This is a genomic window from Myroides albus (genome assembly GCF_009711045.1).
Lineage (GTDB): Bacteria > Bacteroidota > Bacteroidia > Flavobacteriales > Flavobacteriaceae > Flavobacterium > Flavobacterium album_A.
In genome coordinates, this window is sequence record NZ_WMJX01000026.1 from 1 (window position 1) to 20,543 (window position 20,543).

Here is a 20,543-nt window from a genome sequence, read left to right on the forward strand (position 1 = left end):
GGGTTTTGTTTTTTAGGCTTTTTAGACAGCCTCTTTTTTATATTCTAAACATAAATTTCTTTAAAAAAGAAAGTATTGTCCTTACTCGTATTTCTTTAATGCTAATTTAATAGGAGTTTCTTTCTCAATCATCACAGGATGGTCAAAGTAGATTACCTGATTACCTTTAAATAAGCATTTTACCAAATATCCATCTCCCTTAAAAAAACACTCCTTTACCACAACATCTAACTGACCTCTTAAATTTGAACGCATTAATTGATGCGGATAAATATACAAAGCCTCATCATTTAACTTACTACCTGTAAAGTCTGAAATCATTAATTCATTAACTTCTCCAAACAAAGAAGCGACATATCTGTTAATCGGGTATTCGTAAACTTCTCTGGTTTGCCCCATATCGACAACCTGTCCCTGTTGCAACACAATTGTCTGATCAGCAAAACCAAGAGTATCCAAGCTATCATGTGTAGCTACAATACAGGTAATCCCCTTTTCTTTTAAGTAGTTAAACAACTCACGTCTTAAAACACTCCTTCTTGAATAATCTATATGACTAAACGGTTCATCCAACAATAATAACTCCGGCTCTGACGCTAACACCCTTGCTATAGCTACTCGCTGTTGTTGACCTCCACTAAGGTGCTTAACTTTAACATCAGAGAAAGCCTCTAAATCGACTACCTTTAACAACTCCTTAATTCGATTTTGTTTGCTATCTAAATTAAAGTTTGATAAGTACTTTCCAATATTCTCAGCCACCGAAGTATGAGGCATTAAATCAAAATCTTGTGCTAAATAACGCATATTGTCCATTCCTGGAACTAAATTATACGCAGGTCCTAACACTTGAGTATCTCCACAGTAAATATCTCCTGCCTCTAAGTCGTATAATCCGTATATTAACTTCAACAATGTACTCTTTCCGCATCCACTTTCTCCTATTAAGGCAACATTACTGCCCTTTTCGACTGTAAAACTGATGTTCTTTATAATAGGATTTCCCTCTGTATAACTATATGATATATTATTTACTACTAACATTTTTACCGTTTAATAGCTACAAATATAGCAATAACCCAATAGGGAAATAGTCTTTTAACTAAGTTAACACCAACAAAAAAAGCAAAGTTCTTGAAACCAAGAGCCTTGCTTTTAAACTTTTTCTATTCTATTTTATCAAAAATGAAAATCTACTTCTTAAGCAATTCAACTGAAAGGATATAAGAATTCTCACCTTCATGCTGAATTTGCTGTGTTAATTTAATCTTTCCTTCCTCTATAACTTCCAAAGTATAATAATCTACATCGTTAAAATAACTATTGTTACTTAATTTATCCACTCTGATCTGATACTTATTATCTTCTAAATTTTTCCAAGTTCCAGTAAATTCACCTTCTCTTACAGCACAGTCATCCTCAACGATATGTTCTTTCAGAGTTCCATCTTCATTAAAAGTAATAGTTGCTTGTTTTTCACAGTCATTTAAAAGCAAAGCATAGTCATTTAGATATAATTCATTTATGTTCCAAATTCCAATCATGATATCTTTTTGCTCTGGTTCCGGTTCCGGTTCAGGATCTGTAACTCCTGGAGTTTCTGTATTAGGATCTGGAATAGAATAAGGAGTACTGTCGTCACTACTACACGACAAGCTTAGCGTGCTCACCAATAAGACAAGCAGTAATTGTTTAATTAATTTCATAAGATTTTGTTTTATAGTTAGTTTATCACTTGTAGATTACAAACATAACAAATCGAACCAAATGTTAATTAATTTTAACATAATTAATTACTAACAAAAACAAAAAAAAGCGCAAAGACTATGTAGTCCTTACGCTCTAACAACAAATATTAATTTATATTATTTACTCGCTAAATAACGTTCAGCATCTAAGGCAGCAATACAACCTGAGCCAGCAGCAGTAATAGCTTGTCTATAATCTTTATCTTGTACATCTCCACAAGCAAACACACCTTCGATATTTGTCTTACTTGTTTTACCTTTCGTAATTAGATAACCTGTCTCATCCATATCTAACTCACCTTTAAAGATGTCAGTATTTGGTTTGTGTCCAATAGCGACAAAGAATCCAGTTGCAGCAATTTCTTTCTCCTCACCTTTAGTTTTATCTAATACTTTCACACCACTCACTACGTTCCCATCTCCTAATACTTCAACAGTCTCTGTATTCAAAAGAACCTCAATATTTTCTGTATTGCGAACGCGATCTTCCATAATACGCGATGCTCTAAACTTCTCACTGCGAACAAGCATAGTTACCTTCTTACACATTTTTGAAAGGTAATGTGCCTCTTCACATGCTGAATCTCCTGCTCCAACAATTACTACCTCTTGATTTCTATAGAAAAAACCATCACATACAGCACAAGCGGAAACTCCTCCTCCTTGAGCCAAATAGTGTTGCTCTGAAGGCAATCCCAAATATTTAGCAGTAGCACCTGTAGAAATAATAACAGTATCTGCGTGTATTTCAAGTGTTTCGTTTATCCAAACTTTCTTAACATCACCTGTCAACTCCGCTTTTGTTACCCATCCATCGCGGATATCAGCACCAAAGCGCTCAGCTTGCCCTTGAAACTGCATCATCATCTCTGGTCCTGTGATTCCATCAGGGTAACCTGGAAAATTCTCTACCTCGTTAGTTGTAGTTAACTGACCTCCTGGTTGCATTCCTTGATACAATACTGGATTCATATTCGCTCGTGCAGCATAAATAGCAGCTGTATAACCAGCTGGACCAGAACCAATAATCAAACACTTTACTCTTTCTATATCAGACATATTCAATGATTTTAATTGTTTTAAACAAAAATACCTTTTTTATTATCTTTTCAAAACTACAAATCAAAGAAAAGACTGATAGCAAAATAATTTTTATTTATTGATTTATTTTCTTGCATGTAAAAAAAAATATTTTACCTTTGCACTAGCAATGACATAATAAGTCAAGCGGGGTGTAGCGTAGCCCGGTCATCGCGCCTGGTTTGGGACCAGGAGGTCGCAGGTTCGAATCCTGCCACCCCGACTACAAAAAAGAAAGCTCTAACATTTGTTAGAGCTTTTTTTGTATTATATCAAATCAAATACAAAATAATGCATTTTCAATAGTATTTACCTTTCATTTGGTTGAAATACAAAATCATTAATAGAGCTTACTTATTCAAACAAACTAATACTACCAGGTCAATAGCAGTGAAACACAAATACGATTTTTTTCATTAAAACTACAGCTTCTTCTTATTTTACCTATCACTTGAAAACGAAATTCATTTATTATACTATTTTACAATGAGTTACGCCAGCAAAACTCACATGGGAATTATCTATATGTATATATGAACTCATAGATGACAGCCAGATACTTCATACAGGTAAAACAAGAGCAACCGATTACATCTCAAGAAAAAAACTTTGTAAAACAAAACTAAGGACAGCTTAGCTCAACAGTAATTAAAAAGCAAAGAGGTCATATAAAAAATATATGACCTCTCTGACTATAAAACATCTAACTAACTAAAAACTATAATTCCAATTACTTATTGCTAATTTTCCCTATAGTACCAATACTTCCATCTCCAAGATCTTTAATTTCAAGACCTTTTGTAACTGTTGCCGTGTTTGGATCTAACACATACACATTAGACTTAGACTCTGCAGTAACAGGGATAAAAACTTCCTCGTTTTCAACAAAAGGAGTACCTGCTACAGCAATATTCTCTGCTTCTGGCAGACCTTCTACCCATTTAAAATCACCTGTAATTACATTGAAAACAGCCAATTTATTAGCAGGAGCTCTATTACTCGCATTTGATGGCTCTACAAACATATTCAACAAGAAGTTTTCACCACCTATAGCAAAAGCCTTATACACTTTCGTTCCAGAAATTGCCTCTAAATCATAGTAATACCCTGGATCAAAATCACCTTTTTTAGAATCAAATTTTATCACGGCACTTGGCTTAGACGAAAAAGGAACTCCTTTTGAATCAGTAGCATTTGGTGAGAATAAATACACATTTCCATCACCTGCTTTTCCTATAGTTGAAATACGACTTGAACGGTAACGCGCAACAGCAAAACTCATCTTATCACTCTTAACTACCTTTTCTAATACTACTTTATCATTTTCGTTCTCAGCATTCTCATTGAATTTAAAAATAGCTAACCATGCACTATCTCTATGATCAGAAGTAGTACTTTCACTGTTTAACTTCATTGGTTCAATGGCCATAACAAAGCGATTATTACCAATAGTTTCTAATCCTGCAAAGTTTGCATACTCGCCTTTTTCAGCAATCTCTTGTACATTGACATAAGATGTGAAAGCTACCTCTCCAGTAGCACCATCGATAAAGTTAAACGCTTGTGCCTTATTACTATTAGGATCTTCTCCATCAAGTGTCACACCTCCTGTTGTAGCAATCATATATTTACCCATACTTGCGATAAACTCTTCACGCGTTGGTAAATCTAATTTTGTATTCATAGTTAACTGTCCTTTATCGTTTAACAGCCAACTTTGCGAACCTGAAGGATCACCTTTTCTATACTCAAATACATAAGCTCGATTACCTCCGTGGGTATAAACAGTAGTTCCCAAAGCATTCACACCATTTCCGTTCACAGAAATACTTCCTTTTTTCAAATCTTGCACTGTTAATAGCAAACTTGTACTTGAAGCAGAAGCACCTATAACATAACGCTCTACTAATTCTTTATTAGGATCTCCTTCTCCACCACCTTCAGATGGTTCTTGAGTAGTTGAATTATCATCGCTTGAGCACGAAACAAATGTAAATACTGAAAATACAAGAGCAAGCAAAGCTCCTGAGAATAATCTTTTTTTCATTTTTAAAAGTGTTTATTATATTTAGTAATTATTTTAATATGAGTATCTTATCTTAAACATAAAATGGCGACCTGGCTTTTGAAAGCTGTAGTTGTCATAAGCCAATTTGTCAAACAAGTTGTTTGCCTCTACACTTAAGTGAATGCTGTTATTCATCAAACTGTATGAAGCATTTAAATCGTGAATAACTTGAGAAGGAATCCAGATAGGATTCATACCTATGCCTTTAAAATCATAACTATAATGATCGATATAACGCAAATTATATCCGATATTTAGATTGTTATTTTTCTTCCCAAGGTCTTTAAAAATTATCCCGGCATCAACTGAACCAAAGAAGTAAGGCTCATTTGGAATTCGCTCGTTGTAATACGGGTTCTTTACATTAAACCCACCAATTGTATACTTTTGTTTACTGCGAATATTCTGTGTAGTTAAGCTACCTCCCACTTGAATAAAATCGGCATAGATATAACGCGCTTCTAAATTTAGCCCTATACTCTCCACACCACCAATATTCACACTATTGGCTCTTGAACCAGAACCATAAGGATTCTTTCGAATGTAATCCTCCGTTTTTCTATACACAAATCCAACGTCTCCAAAGACAGAATGCACTTTATCGATAACTGATGAATAACTAAGATTCAAGTTAACATTCTTTCCTTGTTCTGGTTTTAAACTTGTATTTCCCCAAACTAAATCACCATCACCGAAAAGCTCAGAGTCAGTTGGCAATCTAAAGGTTCTCTCAAAAGAAGACTTCACCTGAAAATCATTCCACAAGTAAGTTGCAGCTATCCCGTAACCACTTTGATCTACACTGGTTGACTCACTTTGGTAAGTATGTTTGATGTGATAGTGTTTTCCAAAAATAGAAACATTCAAATTATCTAATATGTTATAACGGTAAGACAAGGCTGAAATATTCTTCATACTACGGCGTGTCAATTCGCTATTTTTCTCAGCCTCCGTTTCTTTTACAGCAAGAGGATCTTCTGTTTTTCTATTAAAGTAATACAAGACGCTATTAGCACTGAAAGCGTGTTTATCATTCAACTTATAAGACACATTCAACGAAGTCGAACCATTGTGATCGTAGAACTTAACCATTGAAGCTCCGCCACCAGATTCACCTTTCTTAAAAGTTTTGATTCGATCTCCAGCCCAGTTGTACTTGTAAGCACTTGTATCGATATTCTGATTGTATCCCGCATTGTAATTTGAAGTTAAACTAACATCTAATCCCTCAACAAACAGATTCTTCTTACTGTATTCCAAAGAAGGCATCACTGTAACAGAACGGCGTTTTTTCTGACCAAAAACTTTTTCCATAATTGTCCCAGTCTGCACGCCTTTTTTACCTTCACCATAAGTAAATCCTAAAAGTAATCGATCGGCATAAGGTTTGTCGACAACACCTACTTTAGCCACTACAGTAGCATTTTGAAAGCGATCATTAAATCGCTTTACCCATTGTTTCTCTTTTGAGTAAACTCCTGTTTTCAAATTGACCACAGGAACTAATACTTTATAGTTATTATCAGAATAGTTCTGAAACGCATTTACTTGAAAAGTCAATCCATTGTCAAAAACTTTACTTACGTTAACGTGACTTTTGTAGGTATTAAAAGACCCTGTCGTAAAAGAAGCATCAATCTTAGTTTCCTTTGACTTGTTAGTAATGATATTTACCGCACCACCCAAGGCATCCGAACCAAACTCTACGGGCACTACCCCTTTATATACTTCAATACGATCGACCATCGTGATAGGAATATTATTGATCTTAAAATCACTTCCAAACCCCTCCATAGGTACACCATCAATAAAAAATCGGATGTGACGTCCACTAAACCCATTCATTGAAAACGTATAATCAGAACCTTCCGCACCGTCTCGTCTAACTTTTACACCTGATACTCTATCCAAAGCACCTGACACATCTAAAGATGAATTGTAAAGCGGTTTGGCATCAATTGCAATTACGTTATAAGCAGATTCGCGAACTTTATCGATTGGTTTCTTGACATTTAAAACAACATTATCCAGATAAGAAGTATTCTCAGACAATGTAAAATCTTGTGTATAGGTTATAGCATCTGTAGCCTTTATCTTTACTTCCTGCGTTTGATAACTAACGTGTTGTACTACCAATGTATACTCCCCTGGAGTTCCCATTTTGAGTTTGTACTGTCCTTTGTCATTTGTCAAATCGTGATGTCTTTGACTCCCCTTTAAACTAACAGTAGCGTAGTCAACTACATTTCCCTTAGTGTCTTTAACTGTTCCTGTAATTACAATTGGCCTATCCTGAGAAAGGACATTTTGAGAAATTCCAATTATAAACAAAAACATTAGTAGTAAAGCTTTTTTCATTTGTTTAATGCTCTTTTATGTTTCACTTATTTAGATTAATTAAATTTAAAAGCAAATATAGAGAGTTTATAAACAAATAGCCTAATTATAAAGAATGATTTTAAATAAGACCAAATGAAAGACAAAAAAAGACATAATAATTTATTAAAAAAATAGATATATTTTTAACATATCAGCAGAAACTAATTTCGCATTATGTCAATCTATTTTTTAAAACAAAAAAAGAGAGAATTAAAATTAATTCTCTCTTCTCTTACTTAAACGCTCATTTTTGAGCTTAATACCTTTATTTTTACTATTATTCTTCTCGCGATCAAAGTTCTTTCTGGGTCTATTTTCTTGTGAAGATTCTCTTGAAGTGGTATTTTGCATTCTCTTTCGAATACTTTGTTGACTTTCTTGTTGCTCAACAAGGCTTGCCTCCTCCGTTTTTATAGAAGGTTCTATAAGACGATTGAGTTCATCTAACTCACTTTTGGTGATTTCTCTGTACTTCCCGACAGGTACATCTAAAGAAATATTAATGATTCGAATTCTCTTTAAAGCGACCACATCATAATCGAAATACTCACACATACGTCGAATCTGACGATTTAACCCCTGTGTTAGAAAAATACGGAAAACAAACTTACTCACAGGTTCCACTCTACACGGTTTAGTCACTGTGTCTAAAATAGGTACTCCTGCCCCCATTCGCTGTAAAAAACGATCCGTAATAGGTCTATTAACAGTAACTAAGTACTCCTTCTCATGGTTGTTCTTTTGACGCAATATCTTATTGACAATATCCCCATCATTAGTCATGATAATCAAGCCTTCACTGTCTTTGTCAAGTCTTCCTACAGGGAAAATCCTTTTAGGATAGTTAATATAGTCCACGATATTGCCTCTTACTTTTTGATTAGTAGTACATTCAATGCCAATGGGTTTATTAAATGCTAAGTAAATAGGGGTTTCGTTATTGTTTTGTATCAGACGTCCATTCACGCGTATTTCATCTTGTTCACTCACCTTTAGTCCCATTTCTGGCACTTCTCCATTAACAGTGATACGCCCTTCTTCTATAAGGCGATCTGCCTCACGTCGAGAACAAAAACCAACTTCTGACAAATATTTATTTAATCTTGTCTTACCAGAATTTTCCATATGGTATTATAAATAATTATAATTTTTAAAAATAAAAAAACTATTGAATAAAATCCTCAATAGCCTGATACACTTTAGCATCTTGCAAAGAATGTCCATAACCTTCAGTTAAAACCAAATGGCTATTTGCAACCTTGATTCTCTCGTGAAACAAATGACATTCCTCTAAGACCACCACATCATCAAGGCGATCGTGTATCAATAGGACAGGAAGATTGAACTTCTCAATATAATACTCAGCAGCGTAATCATCTAATGGCACGTCGATTAAAGTTTGAGCATAATCGTATATTCCATTTCTCAACTTACTGTTATAACTCATCATATCGCCGTAATTCACCAAAACATCTTTAAAGCGATTTGGACATCCTAACAAAACTACCTTTTCCAAAAAAGAATAGTAATGTCCCGCTAAGCTACTCAATAAAGCAAAAGATCCCAATGAATGTGACACTACTCTACTTGGTTCAAAGTGTAAGAGCATTTGTCTAATCAAATTAGAATAAGCTGGTACATTAAAGACCTTGCCACTACTCAACCCCATACCAAAAGCGTCAAAAGCAACAAATCGATAATTTTCTCGCCCTAAAAAAGCAACAAGCTGTTCCCATCTATTGCTATTGCTTTCCCAACCGTGTATAAGTAATACAAGAGGCTTAGAAACCAAATGAGCATTCCACTTATAACAATGTATCTGCTGTCCGTCGATAGAAATCGCATATTGCTCTGCTTGACTTAGGAAATCAGACAACTCTCTTGCTTTTAGTCTTCCCTTTCTCGGTGTAGAGAACAACTTAAAAGCTATAGATACAGCCTTAGGCAAACTAAAGTAGGACAAAAGATTCAGACAAGCACCAATACACTTTTTCATTATCAAGATAAAAAAAGCCTCTTTAAAAGAGGCTTTTCATTTTAATTATATTTTTGCGATGATTGCATCGATTTTCTCTCTTTCTTCTTCAGCTAAAGCGCTATCAACTAAAATACGTCCACTGTGCTCATCTGTAATAATCTTCTTACGAGCAGCAATTTCTACTTGAGTTTGTGGAGGAATAGTGAAATATGATCCAGCAGAAGCTCCACGTTCAATAGACACCACAGCTAATCCGTTCTTTACACCATTTCTAATACGAGAATACGCAGTTAAAAGACGCTCTTCAATACTTGCTTTAAACTCCTCAGATTTCTCTAACAATAGTTTCTCTTCTCGCTCAGTCTCAGACATGATGCTCTTTAACTCAGCCTCTTTGTGAGATAAGTGTTCTTTTCTCGAAGCAAGTTTTGTCTCAGTATCATTGATATTGTTTTTCTTGCTTTCGATACTTGCCTTCATCTCTTTGATATGCTTTTCTGCAAGTTCGATTTCAAGATTTTGAAACTCAATCTCTTTTTCAAGTGAATTGAATTCACGGTTGTTCTTTACTTGGTTTTGTTGTTCAGTATACTTTTTGATAGCATCTTTAAACTCTTCGATAGCACCTTTTTTATCTTTGATACCAGTTTCGATATTGCTTAAGTCTAAATGTAACTTTTCCAAGCGTTTGTTCAGTCCAGCAACCTCGTCTTGTAAATCTTCTACTTCAAGAGGTAACTCTCCTCTCATACTTCTAATTTCGTCAATTCTTGAGTCAATCAATTGCAAGTCGTATAAAGCTCTTAATTTCTCTTCAACGGTTAATTCTTTCTTGTTTGTCATCTTTATAAGTAGTTAACTGGATTCGTATTTACATTTGATAAAATAACTGCAAAAGTAGTCATTTTTTTCTTAAGATACTCAACAATATAATTTTTAATATATCTTTCACTTTCGAAATGTCCTATATCGGCCAAAACTATCTGGTTTTCAGCTTGATAAAATTCATGATATTTCAAATCTGCCGTGATATAAGCATCCGCTTTTTGAGCTAAGGCACTTTGAATCGCAAATGCTCCAGATCCTCCTAATACCGCAACTCGCTTAATCGGTTTTCCGAGAAAAGCACTGTGGCGAATACCTCCTGTTTGCGTTTTATCTTTAACCATTTGAAGAAACGCTACTTCATCCATAGCTACATCTAACTCCCCTATCATCCCCATTCCGACATTTTGCAACTTGTTCTCTAACTGATATACCTCATAGGCAACTTCTTCATAAGGATGACTGGCAAACAAACTTTTCAAAATACTTGCCTGTAGATGCTTTTCAAAAGTAACTTCAAGCTTGACTTCCTCTACTCTTTCTTCTACATTCTGCTGACCAATTACGGGATTACTCTTTTCATTTCCCTTAAAAGTACCTTGTCCTTTAGACATAAAACTACAGTTGTCATAGTTGCCTATTGCTCCTGCACCTGCTTTAAATAACGATTCACGCACAGATTCAACATCTTTAACTGGTACATAAGTAACTAATTTCTGAATATAGTTAGCCTTGGGAATTAAGATCTTAGGGTTTGAGATTCCCAAAGTATCACAGAAAATCTTATTGACACCTTCCTGGTGATTGTCTAAAGCAGTGTGAATAGCAAATATGGCAATATCGTTTTTAATGGCCTTAATCACAGCGCGCTCAACATAGTTCTTTCCTGTAATCTTCTTTAAACCAGAAAACAGTATGGGGTGAAAGCAAACAATTAGATTGCAGTGTTTCTCAATAGCTTCGTCAACAACTTCCTCTAAAGCGTCATGACAAACCAAAACACCACTAATTTCCTGTTCATAACTTCCGACAAGTAAACCTACATTGTCAAAATCTTCAGCATAGGATAACGGTGCTAACTCCTCCATTAATGGAATAAATTCTCTTATCTTCATTTTATCAATTTACTATGTAGGGACTAAAGTAATATATTTTCTCAAAAGATAAAAAAATGGTAATTTCGTACTATGCAAACATTACGATTTTTACTCTTTCCCTTTGCCATTTTATATGGGATAATTACAAGTATTCGCAACTGCTTATACACCATTGGCTTATTCAAAAGAACCTCTTTTGACATCCCTACTATAGCTGTCGGAAACCTCAGTGTGGGAGGTACAGGTAAAACTCCTATGGTAGAGTACATTATTCGCCTACTCAAAGATCAATACCAAATTACAACATTAAGCAGAGGATATAAAAGAAAAAGCGAAGGCTTTATCCTCGCGAATGACCACACGACTATGGAAGAAATAGGCGATGAGCCATTTCAATATCACAGCAAATTTGACAATATCAATGTTGCTGTCGATGCAAAAAGAGTGAATGGCATACACAGTATCCTTAAAAACAAACCCGATACGCAAGCTGTCATCCTCGATGATGCCTTTCAACATTTGGCCGCAAAAGCAGGGTTTTATATCCTACTGACGACCTATGACGAACCTTACTACTCAGACTATATGTTGCCGACAGGTAATTTAAGAGAATCAAGATCAGGTGCCAAAAGAGCAAATATTGTCATCGTCACAAAATGCCCAAAGAATTTAACTTTAGAAAATCAAAGAAATATTACTGAAAAATTAAATCTTAAAACAGGACAATTGTCTTTTTTTACGTATATTGAATTCAGTAAACTTGCATATACAAAATCACGTTCTGTAAGTCTTGAGTTATTGAAAAATGAGGACTATATTTTAGTGGCAGGAATCGCTAAACCACAAAGTTTTTTTGATCACCTAAAGAACGAAGAAACAGAATGCTTAACATTTCCCGATCACCATCATTTTTCCCCTTCAGACGTAGAGCTAATTTTGCAGAAAGCAGGAAACAAAAACATTATAACAACAGAAAAGGATTATGTTAGATTACAAAACTTAATCCCTTCTGAAAGATTGTATTATTTACCAATTCAAACGTCCTTCATTAACAATCATGAAGTGTTTGACAAAATTATTTTAGACTATGTGGGAACAAGTACAAGAAACAGTTAAGTATCTAAGTGAGAAAACAAACTTCAAACCTGAAATTGGTATTGTTTTAGGTTCAGGGTTAGGGAATTTAACAGCTGATATTAAAATTGAGCATGAAATTCCTTATTCAGAAATTCCAAACTTTCCAGTATCTACTGTGAAAGGACACAAAGGGGCTTTAATCTTCGGTACCATTGGAGGTAAAAAAGTTGTTGCTATGCAAGGGCGCTTCCATTACTACGAAGGATACGAAATGGCTAAAACAGTATTTCCTATCAGAGTGATGAAATATATGGGAGTTGAAACTCTTATTGTATCAAACGCTTCAGGAGGTGTGAACCCGTCATTTAAAGTTGGTGACATTATGATCATTACAGATCACATCAATGCTTTCCCTGACCATCCATTAAGAGGACACAACGACGAGCGCTTTGGACCTCGCTTTGTGAACATGAACGATGCCTATACAGGTACTTTAATTAAGAAAGCACAAGAAATAGCTAAAGCTAAGAACTTCGACATTAAACAAGGAGTTTACTACGGACTACAAGGCCCAACATTTGAAACGTTAGCTGAGTACAAAATGGTGCGAATTGTAGGAGCTGACTGTGTTGGTATGTCTACTGTACCAGAAGTTATCGTTGCACGTCACATGGATATGAAAGTATTCGGTATTTCTGTTATCTCAGATATGGGTAACGAAGAAGGAATTGTTGAAGCACATCACGAAGACGTACTTAAAGCTGTTGCAGCAGCAGAACCTATTGCACGTCAATTAATCAACGAGCTAATAAAAACTATGTAATTTTAGTTTTTTTATATAATGTAATTTTCAAGAGATACTCTAATAGAGTATCTCTTTTTTTTGGTACCTGTTTAGCTTCTTCATGTTGTATATCTTCCAAATACGATAAAGGATCTAAGCAGGTTCTTTTTGCAATATCCTTACTGATGATGCCATTGTGATAATCATTTGATCCCATAGTGGTCGCATTAAAAATAGGCAAAACAATGCGACCACTATGCCATCACTATGCGACCACTACCTGCCAAAGCTGTCTCGTCCTAATATAGTTGTACAGCAAACGCAGGCTAAATGCACTTTTAGCCCTTTGCTAATTTTCCATAATCCCACAAAAAAAGTCACTTCGGTGACTTTTTTGTATTTTCTATTGATAATAGTTAATCGATAATATTCATTTTTTTCATGATGAAAGTTGCATTCTTATTTTGACACACGCCATCTCTTATTTTATAGTCGAAATGCAAGTCATCTTGTTTAATCTCAACTTCAAAGCACTTGTTGATTAAGACTTCAGGATACTCAGCAGTAGTATTACACACTTCTAAATCATGGGTAGCAATAACACCATAAGTTTGCTCTCGAATCAACTTGTGAATTACGCCTATGGTTCCACTTTGTTTATCATCAGAATTTGTTCCTCTTAAAATCTCGTCTAACAAAACAAAACAAGGCTCTTTTTGAACTTGTTCTATAATCATTTTTAAGCGTTTCACCTCAGCGTAGAAATAAGATTCACTATCTTCTAAAGAATCAGTTAGGCGCATGGATACAAATAATGGCAACGGAAACACTGATGCATTTGACGCACAAATAGGGGCACCAATAGCAGCCAAGACAAGGTTAACTCCTACTGTTCGCAAGAAAGTACTCTTACCTGACATATTCGAACCAGTGAGAATGACGAATCGCTGATTGCTAAAGTCAATATCATTACACACCCTTTTGCTTTCATTGATGAGAGGATGTCCTAAATCTTTAAAAGACATCTCTCCATTCTCGCTAATCGTAGGGAAAGTATAAGATCGATTATTATATGAGTAATTTGCCAAAGAATTTAAAGCTTCTACTTGACCAATCACCTCAATTGCCGTAGGTACCAAATGAGCTTTCTCTTTCTTCCACTTTGAAAAGCGATTAAAGATATGCACATGGTATTGAATAAAGCCATTGAATACAATTAATACAAAAATATTCCCCACTGTCTCAAGCTGTTCGAATAAACGCGACAAAACTTTTAACTCTTTACTGGCTTGAAAAGAGTCCGCATTCAATTTGCTGATATAACCTTTCATCTTCTCTGTAGAAAAGGTTTCTCTTTCAATGCGCTTGATTATAGAGCTATAGCTATTAATCGTTTCGTGTACCTTATCCGCACCACCAAGTTCAGCTTGTATATACCTCGCTTTAGACAACGTACAAATAAGATTCAGTGAAAATAATAAAGATACAGCATACCCAAATACATAACTATCGATAAGGTAATATCCAATAATCGACAGCAACAATAAACAGGGCACAACATAACTCAAATACACGCTTACTTTGCTCAAACCAACCACATTGGATTGACTCCACTTTTGCAGTCGCTTATACGCTGTCTCATCTAAATTAGAGATTTGACTATAGGCATTAATTTCCTGTCTCCATTCTACCTTCTGAGAAAGTTCTTTGATCGCTTCTTGATTCATTACTATTTCATCCGAACTTAACTTTGATTTCAACAAATCTGCTAATTTCTGCTTGCCTATAAAAGAGGCCGTTCTATTCAAAAACTGAAACAGGGATTTGCTTCCAAAAATATCTAAATCAAAAGCATAAGGATGATCAGTAGTTTTAAACTCATCACCTGAGTCAAAAGGTCTCTCATCATTCTCTACAAAAGCCATCTCCTTTTTATTGATATCTAAAAGTGCTTGGATATATCGCATTCTCCACGAATAATTAGCATGTAGTTTTAACAAGCTTAAGAAAAGGACAATAACCGCTAATGTAACATAGAGGTAATTAGCATTTGCATTGGAGAGAGCTAAATAAAAGCAATAGATAATAGCGAAAAAAACAACTAAACGAGCTATACCAACCAGTTTATATTTTTTACGAATTGCACTATATTGTATTTGGAATAAGTGATATCTCTTAGTATAGATTTCCATGAGTATAATTGTTTTTTAGAGTTCTTTAAAAAAAGAAGTACCAACAAATATACACCATTAAAAATATCTTACCCGTTTAATTGCCCTATATTATTGAAAACTCAATGTAAAAAATGACGTATATTTCAGTCTAAAATTCCTTTTATACAAAGAGAGTTTTACGGACCGATATTCGAAATCGACTAATCAAATACAAATCAAATCATTAATGTATAATCACTTTCATCAAAATAGTTATCTCTATTTACCACTATTCTTCTCAGAAGGTGAATTAGCTATCATAGAGCCTATTCTTATTAACTTTCACGAAAAGTGGTTAAAGGATTATCAAGACGTCTACAAATCTCATCTAATCAATAGTCATAGCCTAACAGGAAGTTCTTCTATCTCTACGGCTGAACGCATGCAACTATTTAAATTCATAGCCAGTGAAAGATTGCTTGCTATTGTAGAAAACCTCTTTCCTGCTAAAGCTAAATTTTTAAATACTCAACTATTCTTTGATCCTTATAACAAGGAGCAAAAAAACTATTGGCATCGCGATATACAGTATACAGGACTTTCGATAGAAGAACAGCAAGAAAAGATTAAAACAGAAAATGTCATTCACTTCAGAATACCACTAACAGAAGAATCTGGAATAGAATTAATACCAGGGAGTCACCATCAATGGGACCTACCAATAGAAGAAGATACCAGACTATCTCAGCATGGTCGACAACCAAGTGATGCTCTTGAGCGAGGGCAAATAATTAGTCTAAACAGAGGTGATCTACTTATCTTCTCTGCGAATAGTATCCACAGAGGACTGTATGGCAACAATCGCTTCTCACTTGACATTATCTATTGTGATGACATTCCCGCTTTTAAAGTGTTTATAGATGAGCGAAATCAACCTACTGATGAGGAATTGAGTCAGCTCAACAACAATGTGTTTTAATCTCTTTTTAAAAAATAAAAAGTACTACGTAAATCAACTACTGCTTTAACACCCAGTCTACTATTTTTTGTTTAGGTTCTTGATGGATTTCATAACTTTCTCCATCAGCTTAGTATAAAAAAGCTACTTTAACATATCGTAAAGTAGCTTTATTCCTTATTATATCAAGTGATTACCACACTAATACGCTGTTCTCATTCTTCCAAACTAACAAACGGAAATCTTCATAAATATCGGCAGTACCTATAGTATGTGTATCTCTTACGGGTTTATTCAAAGTCAACTTGTGTAATATACCTGCATACGTACCAACATATAGTGTCTTATCATCCTCTGATAATACCATTCCACTAATGGTAGAACCTAAGAAGTGCTGCCATAGCTCTCTTCCGTCTTTATGTATTGCTCTGATATATCCATAAGCATCTCCTAAGATATAGTAGTCATTAAAAGCCACACCAGCATACACACGCATTCCCTCGTCTAAGTATGTGATATCTTCATGCTCTTCCCAGCCTGGGATATCAGCACCTACAAGTTTTACGGCAGCCACACCAATAGATATCCCATTATAAAAATGACAAGAGTTAACTAAAACTTGTGTATCATCTTTTGTAAACAAGCAGTAGTGTGGATAAGAGGACTGTGGTCCTACCACTCCTACTTTCTTCCCTTCATTGTCCAAAACAATGTGATCACTACACTGATCTCCTACTACAATATACTTGTTGTCGTGAGACAAAGTAGCGTGATCCATTGCTAATCCATTATTTTCTTCACCTTCTTCTAATATTGGAAACAACAGTTTCTCTTCTTTAGTATCTAATAAATAAATTCCCTCTGAAGAGATAAACAATACTTTCTGCCCATCATTAAAAGGAATAAGCCTTGTAATGCCTATATTCGCTAAAGTATCTAATGTAAACTCTGTTATAATTTCTCCTTCCCATCCTTGACGAGTCACTATCTTATCTGCGTATGCTATCGCATAAACAAGATTGCGCATAGACTGTCCGATGCTTTTAATCTCTTTGTCTAATGCAACTACTTCAGTTCCTTTTGCTATATATGCTTGTCTTTCTTCATAAGAAGTCCCTTGCATAAAAGCAACGCTAAATTCTGCTATATAACAAATATCTCCTATATAACTCCCTTTATCATCAAGAATAGATACGATGGGAGCGTGTGCAGGAGGAAACTCTTGTCTAAAAGTATCTACTGTACTATTAGTATTTGCCTCTCTTAATAACTCAATAACTGCTTCTGCAAGTTTACCTCTTGTATCCTCTGCTTCTTTACCATCCCAATTATCCCAACCATGTTCTGCACCAAAAGCAACCATCTCATTAATCTCCTTAGCATACTTCTCGCCTATCTTATACCATTTACTCTGTAGCTCTTCTCTTGTTTTCATTTTTTCTATTTTTATCACAGCACTAAAGTATTGACTTATGTCTTCTAATGCAATCACTTTATTCAGCTACTTTTCGTTCTCCTAAGTTCTCGATTAACCTCAATAAATAGCCATCTGGATCTTGTACTAAGAACTGCTTCTGACCGAACTCTACATCTTCTGCTCTATACCAACGATCTTCTACATCTATAAACACATTATAATTTGCCTCCTGAAGTCGTTTTAGAATAGGTGCTATAGCATTTACTTCTATCTGAAAGTTTATTCCTCTACCAAATGGCTTTTCCATAATGCCTGTCTCCCATTCTCTATCAGCAGGATTATATTGTTCTAACATTACTTGTGCTTCTCCCATACCTAAATAGACAAAGTACTCTTCCTTGCGATCATACATTACTTCAAAACCTATGTAATCACACCAAAACTGTAAGCTTTTAGCTAAATCAGATACTACAAATTCCGGCACTAAAGTTGCCCATTTTATATTGTCACTTCTCATAATGTTCTTTTAAATAAAAATATAACATTCCTACTCCACTAATTCTCTTGTTTATTATAATGAGTAGACTATTGTCTCTTTATCAATACAACATGCTCTATTAACCCCATTCTACACTTGCTCGCCTTTCATCATTTTGTTCCAATACAAATAAGGTAAGATGTATTTCTTCAGAGCCCATAAGCGCCAATGTTCCTTAGAGCTATCCTTAATCAACATTTGTTTTAGTTTCGGATCAGGGATAAATTCATTTTTATAATTAAACTCAGCCAATACCATCTTTCCATACCCTGTCACTAATGGGCAAGATGAATAACCTTCATAGTCGAAATTATCTGCTTCTTTACCCTTAATTAATTTGTACAGATTGTCAACTACAACGGGTACTTGCTTGCGCACAGCTGCCCCCGTTTTAGCAGTAGGCAAGCCCGCAACATCACCAAGGCCAAATACATTAGCAAAACTTTTATGTCGCATGCTGTGTAAGTCTACATCTAACCAACCATTATTATTGACTAAATTGGAATTCTTTATAAATAGTGGAGCTGTCTGTGGTGGAGCCAAATGCAGAAAGTCAAACTCCATCTCTACTATACCGTCTTCTAATTGACGAATATGATCTAAATCTGTAGTTACAAAACAGTGGTTATCTTGAGTATTTGTCAATTTAAAGTAAGCCTTTCTTTGATCTGCATCAATGCGAATTGGGTTGTGAAATGGCATAAAATCAATATCATGACGATGGATAACTTCCATTAGAGTTTCGGCAATAATCTTGACTCCAAAAATCACACTTCCCGGCATTGGAAAATAGACTTTAGTCTTTTTATCTATTCCTTTTTGTTTAAAATACTCGCAAGCCAAATACATTATCTTTTGTGGTGCACCACCACATTTAATAGGAGTATTGGGTTGGGTAAATATAGCTGTACCTCCCTTGAACTCTTGCAGAAGTTTCCAAGTATATTCAGGATCGATATAATTACTACATACCACCCCCTTATTCACAGCGTCTTCCAACCCTTCAATCAAAGATAAATCATTCACCAACCCAGGGCAGATCACCAAATAATCATAGGTAAATTCACCATAAGCCGCAGTCAAAAGGCTGTTTTGAGCAGCATTCACTGTGATTACTTCATCTTTAATCCAATCGACTCCACGAGGAATCAAGTCTTTTGTATAACGTATTGTTTTCTGCTTATCATATACACCTGCACCTACTAATGTAAAAGCAGGTTGGTAATAGTGTTTTTCAGAAGGATCTATTATTGCAATTTCTAATGAACTGTCTTTTTTTTTCAACTGAGCAGCAGTCATTATACCTGCTGTCCCCGCTCCAATAATGAGAATTTGATAATGAGTTTCCATATTTGTTGTCGTTTTGCTTTATACACTAAAATATCAATCCTTGACCGTATATATTGTAACAAATGTTACAATACTATGAGTGTCATACAAAATATAAAAAAAGGCATACGAAATCGTATGCCTTATATCTATTCGTATTTATATAACGAATTTATCTTCTTCTTATTCTCCTTTTTTAGCTCTTCTTGATCTCGCTAATAAAGTATTCTTTAATAACATTGCTATTGTCATTGGTCCTACACCACCTGGTACTGGAGTGATAAACGCAGCTTTCTTGCTTACCTCATCGAAGTCCACATCACCTGCGATCACATAACCTCGAGGATTAGTAGCATCTGGTACACGAGTAATACCTACATCTACGACAGTCACACCATCCTTCACCATATCCCCTTTTAAGAAATAAGGCACTCCCAATGCTGAAATGATAATATCTGCTTCTCTTGTAATCTCCTCTATATTCTTTGTACGGCTATGTGTCAGTGTTACTGTAGCATCTCCAGGATAACCTTTGCGACTTAACAAGATACTCATAGGACGACCTACAATGTGAGAACGCCCGATAACTACCACATTTTTACCTGCAGTTTCAACTTTATAACGCTCTAATAATTCCATGATTCCGTAAGGAGTAGCTGGTAAGAATGTCTCCATCTCTAACGCCATACGACCGAAGTTCGTCGGGTGAAACCCATCTACATCTTTATCTGCATCGATAGCTAATAAGATCTTTTGCTCATCAATGTGTTTGGGCAATGGCAATTGAACGATATACCCATCTATAGCAGGATCTGCATTCAATTCTTTGACTTTAGCTAAAAGCTCTTCTTCTGTCGTTTCTTCTGGCAAAGAAACTAATGTAGATTCAAAACCTACTTTCTCACAAGACTTAACTTTACTTCCTACGTAAGTTAAACTTGCTCCATTAGTTCCCACAATAACTGCTGCTAAATGTGGTACTTTTTCACCACGAGATTTCATCTGTTGTACTTCAACAGCAATCTCATTCTTGATATCTTCCGATACCTTTTTTCCGTCTAGTAGTTGCATTAAAAATAGTAATAAGTGTGTTGTTGTGTATAAATAAAGAA

18 protein-coding genes and 1 tRNA gene are annotated in these 20,543 nt (G+C 35.1%); 4 read left to right on the forward strand and 15 right to left on the reverse strand.

All coding sequences use genetic code 11. The features are described 5' to 3' along the window. Positions 1-81: 81 nt before the first annotated feature. The 3 genes from GJV76_RS11175 to trxB form a co-directional block, all read right to left on the reverse strand. The gene (locus tag GJV76_RS11175) at positions 82-1,044 is read right to left on the reverse strand and encodes an ABC transporter ATP-binding protein (protein ID WP_155092703.1); all 963 of its coding nucleotides are present in this window, start codon (positions 1,042-1,044) and stop codon (positions 82-84) included. A gap of 149 nt (positions 1,045-1,193) precedes the next feature. Continuing rightward, positions 1,194-1,706, reverse strand: coding sequence for a lipocalin family protein (locus GJV76_RS11180; RefSeq protein WP_155092704.1), 513 nt, complete (start codon positions 1,704-1,706; stop codon positions 1,194-1,196). A gap of 159 nt (positions 1,707-1,865) precedes the next feature. After that, positions 1,866-2,807 (reverse strand): thioredoxin-disulfide reductase, encoded by a 942-nt coding sequence (trxB, locus tag GJV76_RS11185; RefSeq protein WP_155092705.1) that lies wholly within the window; start codon positions 2,805-2,807, stop codon positions 1,866-1,868. 169 nt (positions 2,808-2,976) lie between these two features. Between trxB and GJV76_RS11190 the strand changes: the two genes are divergently transcribed. After that, a tRNA-Pro gene (locus GJV76_RS11190) sits at positions 2,977-3,051 on the forward strand. A 507-nt stretch (positions 3,052-3,558) separates the two neighbouring features. On the opposite strand, the gene GJV76_RS11195 is transcribed toward GJV76_RS11190, so the two are convergent. From GJV76_RS11195 to GJV76_RS11220, 6 genes are all read right to left on the reverse strand, one after another. After that, on the reverse strand, positions 3,559-4,875 hold the full coding sequence (locus GJV76_RS11195; protein ID WP_155092706.1) for a DUF4374 domain-containing protein: 1,317 nt from the start codon (positions 4,873-4,875) through the stop codon (positions 3,559-3,561). A gap of 33 nt (positions 4,876-4,908) precedes the next feature. Then, the gene (locus GJV76_RS11200; protein ID WP_155092707.1) at positions 4,909-7,254 is read right to left on the reverse strand and encodes a TonB-dependent receptor; all 2,346 of its coding nucleotides are present in this window, start codon (positions 7,252-7,254) and stop codon (positions 4,909-4,911) included. Between the two features lie 237 nt (positions 7,255-7,491). Further along, complete coding sequence (gene rluF, locus GJV76_RS11205; RefSeq protein WP_155092708.1) at positions 7,492-8,400, reverse strand: 23S rRNA pseudouridine(2604) synthase RluF; 909 nt, start codon at positions 8,398-8,400, stop codon at positions 7,492-7,494. Positions 8,401-8,440: 40 nt separating this feature from the next. After that, on the reverse strand, positions 8,441-9,271 hold the full coding sequence (locus GJV76_RS11210) for an alpha/beta hydrolase (protein WP_155092709.1): 831 nt from the start codon (positions 9,269-9,271) through the stop codon (positions 8,441-8,443). A 45-nt stretch (positions 9,272-9,316) separates the two neighbouring features. Next, the gene (locus GJV76_RS11215) at positions 9,317-10,096 is read right to left on the reverse strand and encodes a zinc ribbon domain-containing protein (protein WP_155092710.1); all 780 of its coding nucleotides are present in this window, start codon (positions 10,094-10,096) and stop codon (positions 9,317-9,319) included. Between the two features lie 2 nt (positions 10,097-10,098). Next, positions 10,099-11,193, reverse strand: coding sequence for a Nif3-like dinuclear metal center hexameric protein (locus tag GJV76_RS11220; protein ID WP_155092711.1), 1,095 nt, complete (start codon positions 11,191-11,193; stop codon positions 10,099-10,101). A 72-nt stretch (positions 11,194-11,265) separates the two neighbouring features. Here GJV76_RS11220 and lpxK point away from each other — a divergent pair, with 72 nt between their 5' ends. Continuing rightward, positions 11,266-12,291, forward strand: a complete 1,026-nt coding sequence (gene lpxK, locus GJV76_RS11225; protein ID WP_155092712.1) for a tetraacyldisaccharide 4'-kinase — start codon at positions 11,266-11,268, stop codon at positions 12,289-12,291. Next, positions 12,263-13,075, forward strand: coding sequence for a purine-nucleoside phosphorylase (locus tag GJV76_RS11230; RefSeq protein ID WP_155092713.1), 813 nt, complete (start codon positions 12,263-12,265; stop codon positions 13,073-13,075). Before lpxK ends, GJV76_RS11230 begins: the two co-directional genes overlap by 29 nt. Here the strand turns inward: GJV76_RS11230 and GJV76_RS11235 are convergent. Together GJV76_RS11235 and GJV76_RS11240 are read right to left on the reverse strand one after the other, a co-directional pair. After that, entirely contained in the window at positions 13,068-13,253 is a 186-nt protein-coding gene (locus tag GJV76_RS11235; protein ID WP_155092714.1) for a hypothetical protein, read from the reverse strand. The two genes, GJV76_RS11230 and GJV76_RS11235, sit on opposite strands and share 8 nt — an antisense overlap. 199 nt (positions 13,254-13,452) lie before the next feature. Continuing rightward, positions 13,453-15,228, reverse strand: a complete 1,776-nt coding sequence (locus tag GJV76_RS11240) for a MutS-related protein (protein WP_155092715.1) — start codon at positions 15,226-15,228, stop codon at positions 13,453-13,455. 208 nt (positions 15,229-15,436) lie between these two features. On the opposite strand from GJV76_RS11240, the gene GJV76_RS11245 reads away from it, so the two are divergent. After that, complete coding sequence (locus GJV76_RS11245) at positions 15,437-16,168, forward strand: phytanoyl-CoA dioxygenase family protein (RefSeq protein WP_155092716.1); 732 nt, start codon at positions 15,437-15,439, stop codon at positions 16,166-16,168. Positions 16,169-16,340: 172 nt separating this feature from the next. On the opposite strand, the gene GJV76_RS11250 is transcribed toward GJV76_RS11245, so the two are convergent. From GJV76_RS11250 to GJV76_RS11265, 4 genes are all read right to left on the reverse strand, one after another. Then, a complete protein-coding gene (locus tag GJV76_RS11250; RefSeq protein WP_155092717.1) occupies positions 16,341-17,582 on the reverse strand; it encodes a YncE family protein in 1,242 nt (413 codons plus the stop codon). Positions 17,583-17,640: 58 nt separating this feature from the next. Further along, positions 17,641-18,081 carry a bleomycin resistance protein gene (locus GJV76_RS11255; protein WP_155092718.1) on the reverse strand — a complete coding sequence of 147 codons (441 nt, stop codon included), beginning with the start codon at positions 18,079-18,081 and terminating at the stop codon, positions 17,641-17,643. A 111-nt stretch (positions 18,082-18,192) separates the two neighbouring features. Then, entirely contained in the window at positions 18,193-19,452 is a 1,260-nt protein-coding gene (locus GJV76_RS11260) for an NAD(P)/FAD-dependent oxidoreductase (RefSeq protein WP_155092719.1), read from the reverse strand. A gap of 162 nt (positions 19,453-19,614) precedes the next feature. Continuing rightward, positions 19,615-20,502, reverse strand: a complete 888-nt coding sequence (locus tag GJV76_RS11265) for a bifunctional 5,10-methylenetetrahydrofolate dehydrogenase/5,10-methenyltetrahydrofolate cyclohydrolase (protein WP_155092720.1) — start codon at positions 20,500-20,502, stop codon at positions 19,615-19,617. Positions 20,503-20,543 lie beyond the last annotated feature (41 nt).

What these genes read in the sequence shown, in the direction of transcription:
- rluF (WP_155092708.1), bottom strand. Translation starts at nt 8,400, where the DNA reads ATGGAAAATTCTGGTAAGACAAGATTAAATAAATATTTGTCAGAAGTT.
- GJV76_RS11195 (WP_155092706.1), bottom strand. Translation starts at nt 4,875, where the DNA reads ATGAAAAAAAGATTATTCTCAGGAGCTTTGCTTGCTCTTGTATTTTCA.
- GJV76_RS11240 (WP_155092715.1), bottom strand. Translation starts at nt 15,228, where the DNA reads ATGGAAATCTATACTAAGAGATATCACTTATTCCAAATACAATATAGT.
- GJV76_RS11265 (WP_155092720.1), bottom strand. Translation starts at nt 20,502, where the DNA reads ATGCAACTACTAGACGGAAAAAAGGTATCGGAAGATATCAAGAATGAG.
- GJV76_RS11215 (WP_155092710.1), bottom strand. Translation starts at nt 10,096, where the DNA reads ATGACAAACAAGAAAGAATTAACCGTTGAAGAGAAATTAAGAGCTTTA.
- GJV76_RS11250 (WP_155092717.1), bottom strand. Translation starts at nt 17,582, where the DNA reads ATGAAAACAAGAGAAGAGCTACAGAGTAAATGGTATAAGATAGGCGAG.
- GJV76_RS11210 (WP_155092709.1), bottom strand. Translation starts at nt 9,271, where the DNA reads ATGAAAAAGTGTATTGGTGCTTGTCTGAATCTTTTGTCCTACTTTAGT.
- GJV76_RS11180 (WP_155092704.1), bottom strand. Translation starts at nt 1,706, where the DNA reads ATGAAATTAATTAAACAATTACTGCTTGTCTTATTGGTGAGCACGCTA.
- GJV76_RS11260 (WP_155092719.1), bottom strand. Translation starts at nt 19,452, where the DNA reads ATGGAAACTCATTATCAAATTCTCATTATTGGAGCGGGGACAGCAGGT.
- GJV76_RS11200 (WP_155092707.1), bottom strand. Translation starts at nt 7,254, where the DNA reads ATGAAAAAAGCTTTACTACTAATGTTTTTGTTTATAATTGGAATTTCT.
- lpxK (WP_155092712.1), top strand. Translation starts at nt 11,266, where the DNA reads ATGCAAACATTACGATTTTTACTCTTTCCCTTTGCCATTTTATATGGG.
- GJV76_RS11175 (WP_155092703.1), bottom strand. Translation starts at nt 1,044, where the DNA reads ATGTTAGTAGTAAATAATATATCATATAGTTATACAGAGGGAAATCCT.
- trxB (WP_155092705.1), bottom strand. Translation starts at nt 2,807, where the DNA reads ATGTCTGATATAGAAAGAGTAAAGTGTTTGATTATTGGTTCTGGTCCA.
- GJV76_RS11235 (WP_155092714.1), bottom strand. Translation starts at nt 13,253, where the DNA reads ATGGGATCAAATGATTATCACAATGGCATCATCAGTAAGGATATTGCA.
- GJV76_RS11245 (WP_155092716.1), top strand. Translation starts at nt 15,437, where the DNA reads ATGTATAATCACTTTCATCAAAATAGTTATCTCTATTTACCACTATTC.
- GJV76_RS11220 (WP_155092711.1), bottom strand. Translation starts at nt 11,193, where the DNA reads ATGAAGATAAGAGAATTTATTCCATTAATGGAGGAGTTAGCACCGTTA.
- GJV76_RS11230 (WP_155092713.1), top strand. Translation starts at nt 12,263, where the DNA reads ATGTGGGAACAAGTACAAGAAACAGTTAAGTATCTAAGTGAGAAAACA.
- GJV76_RS11255 (WP_155092718.1), bottom strand. Translation starts at nt 18,081, where the DNA reads ATGAGAAGTGACAATATAAAATGGGCAACTTTAGTGCCGGAATTTGTA.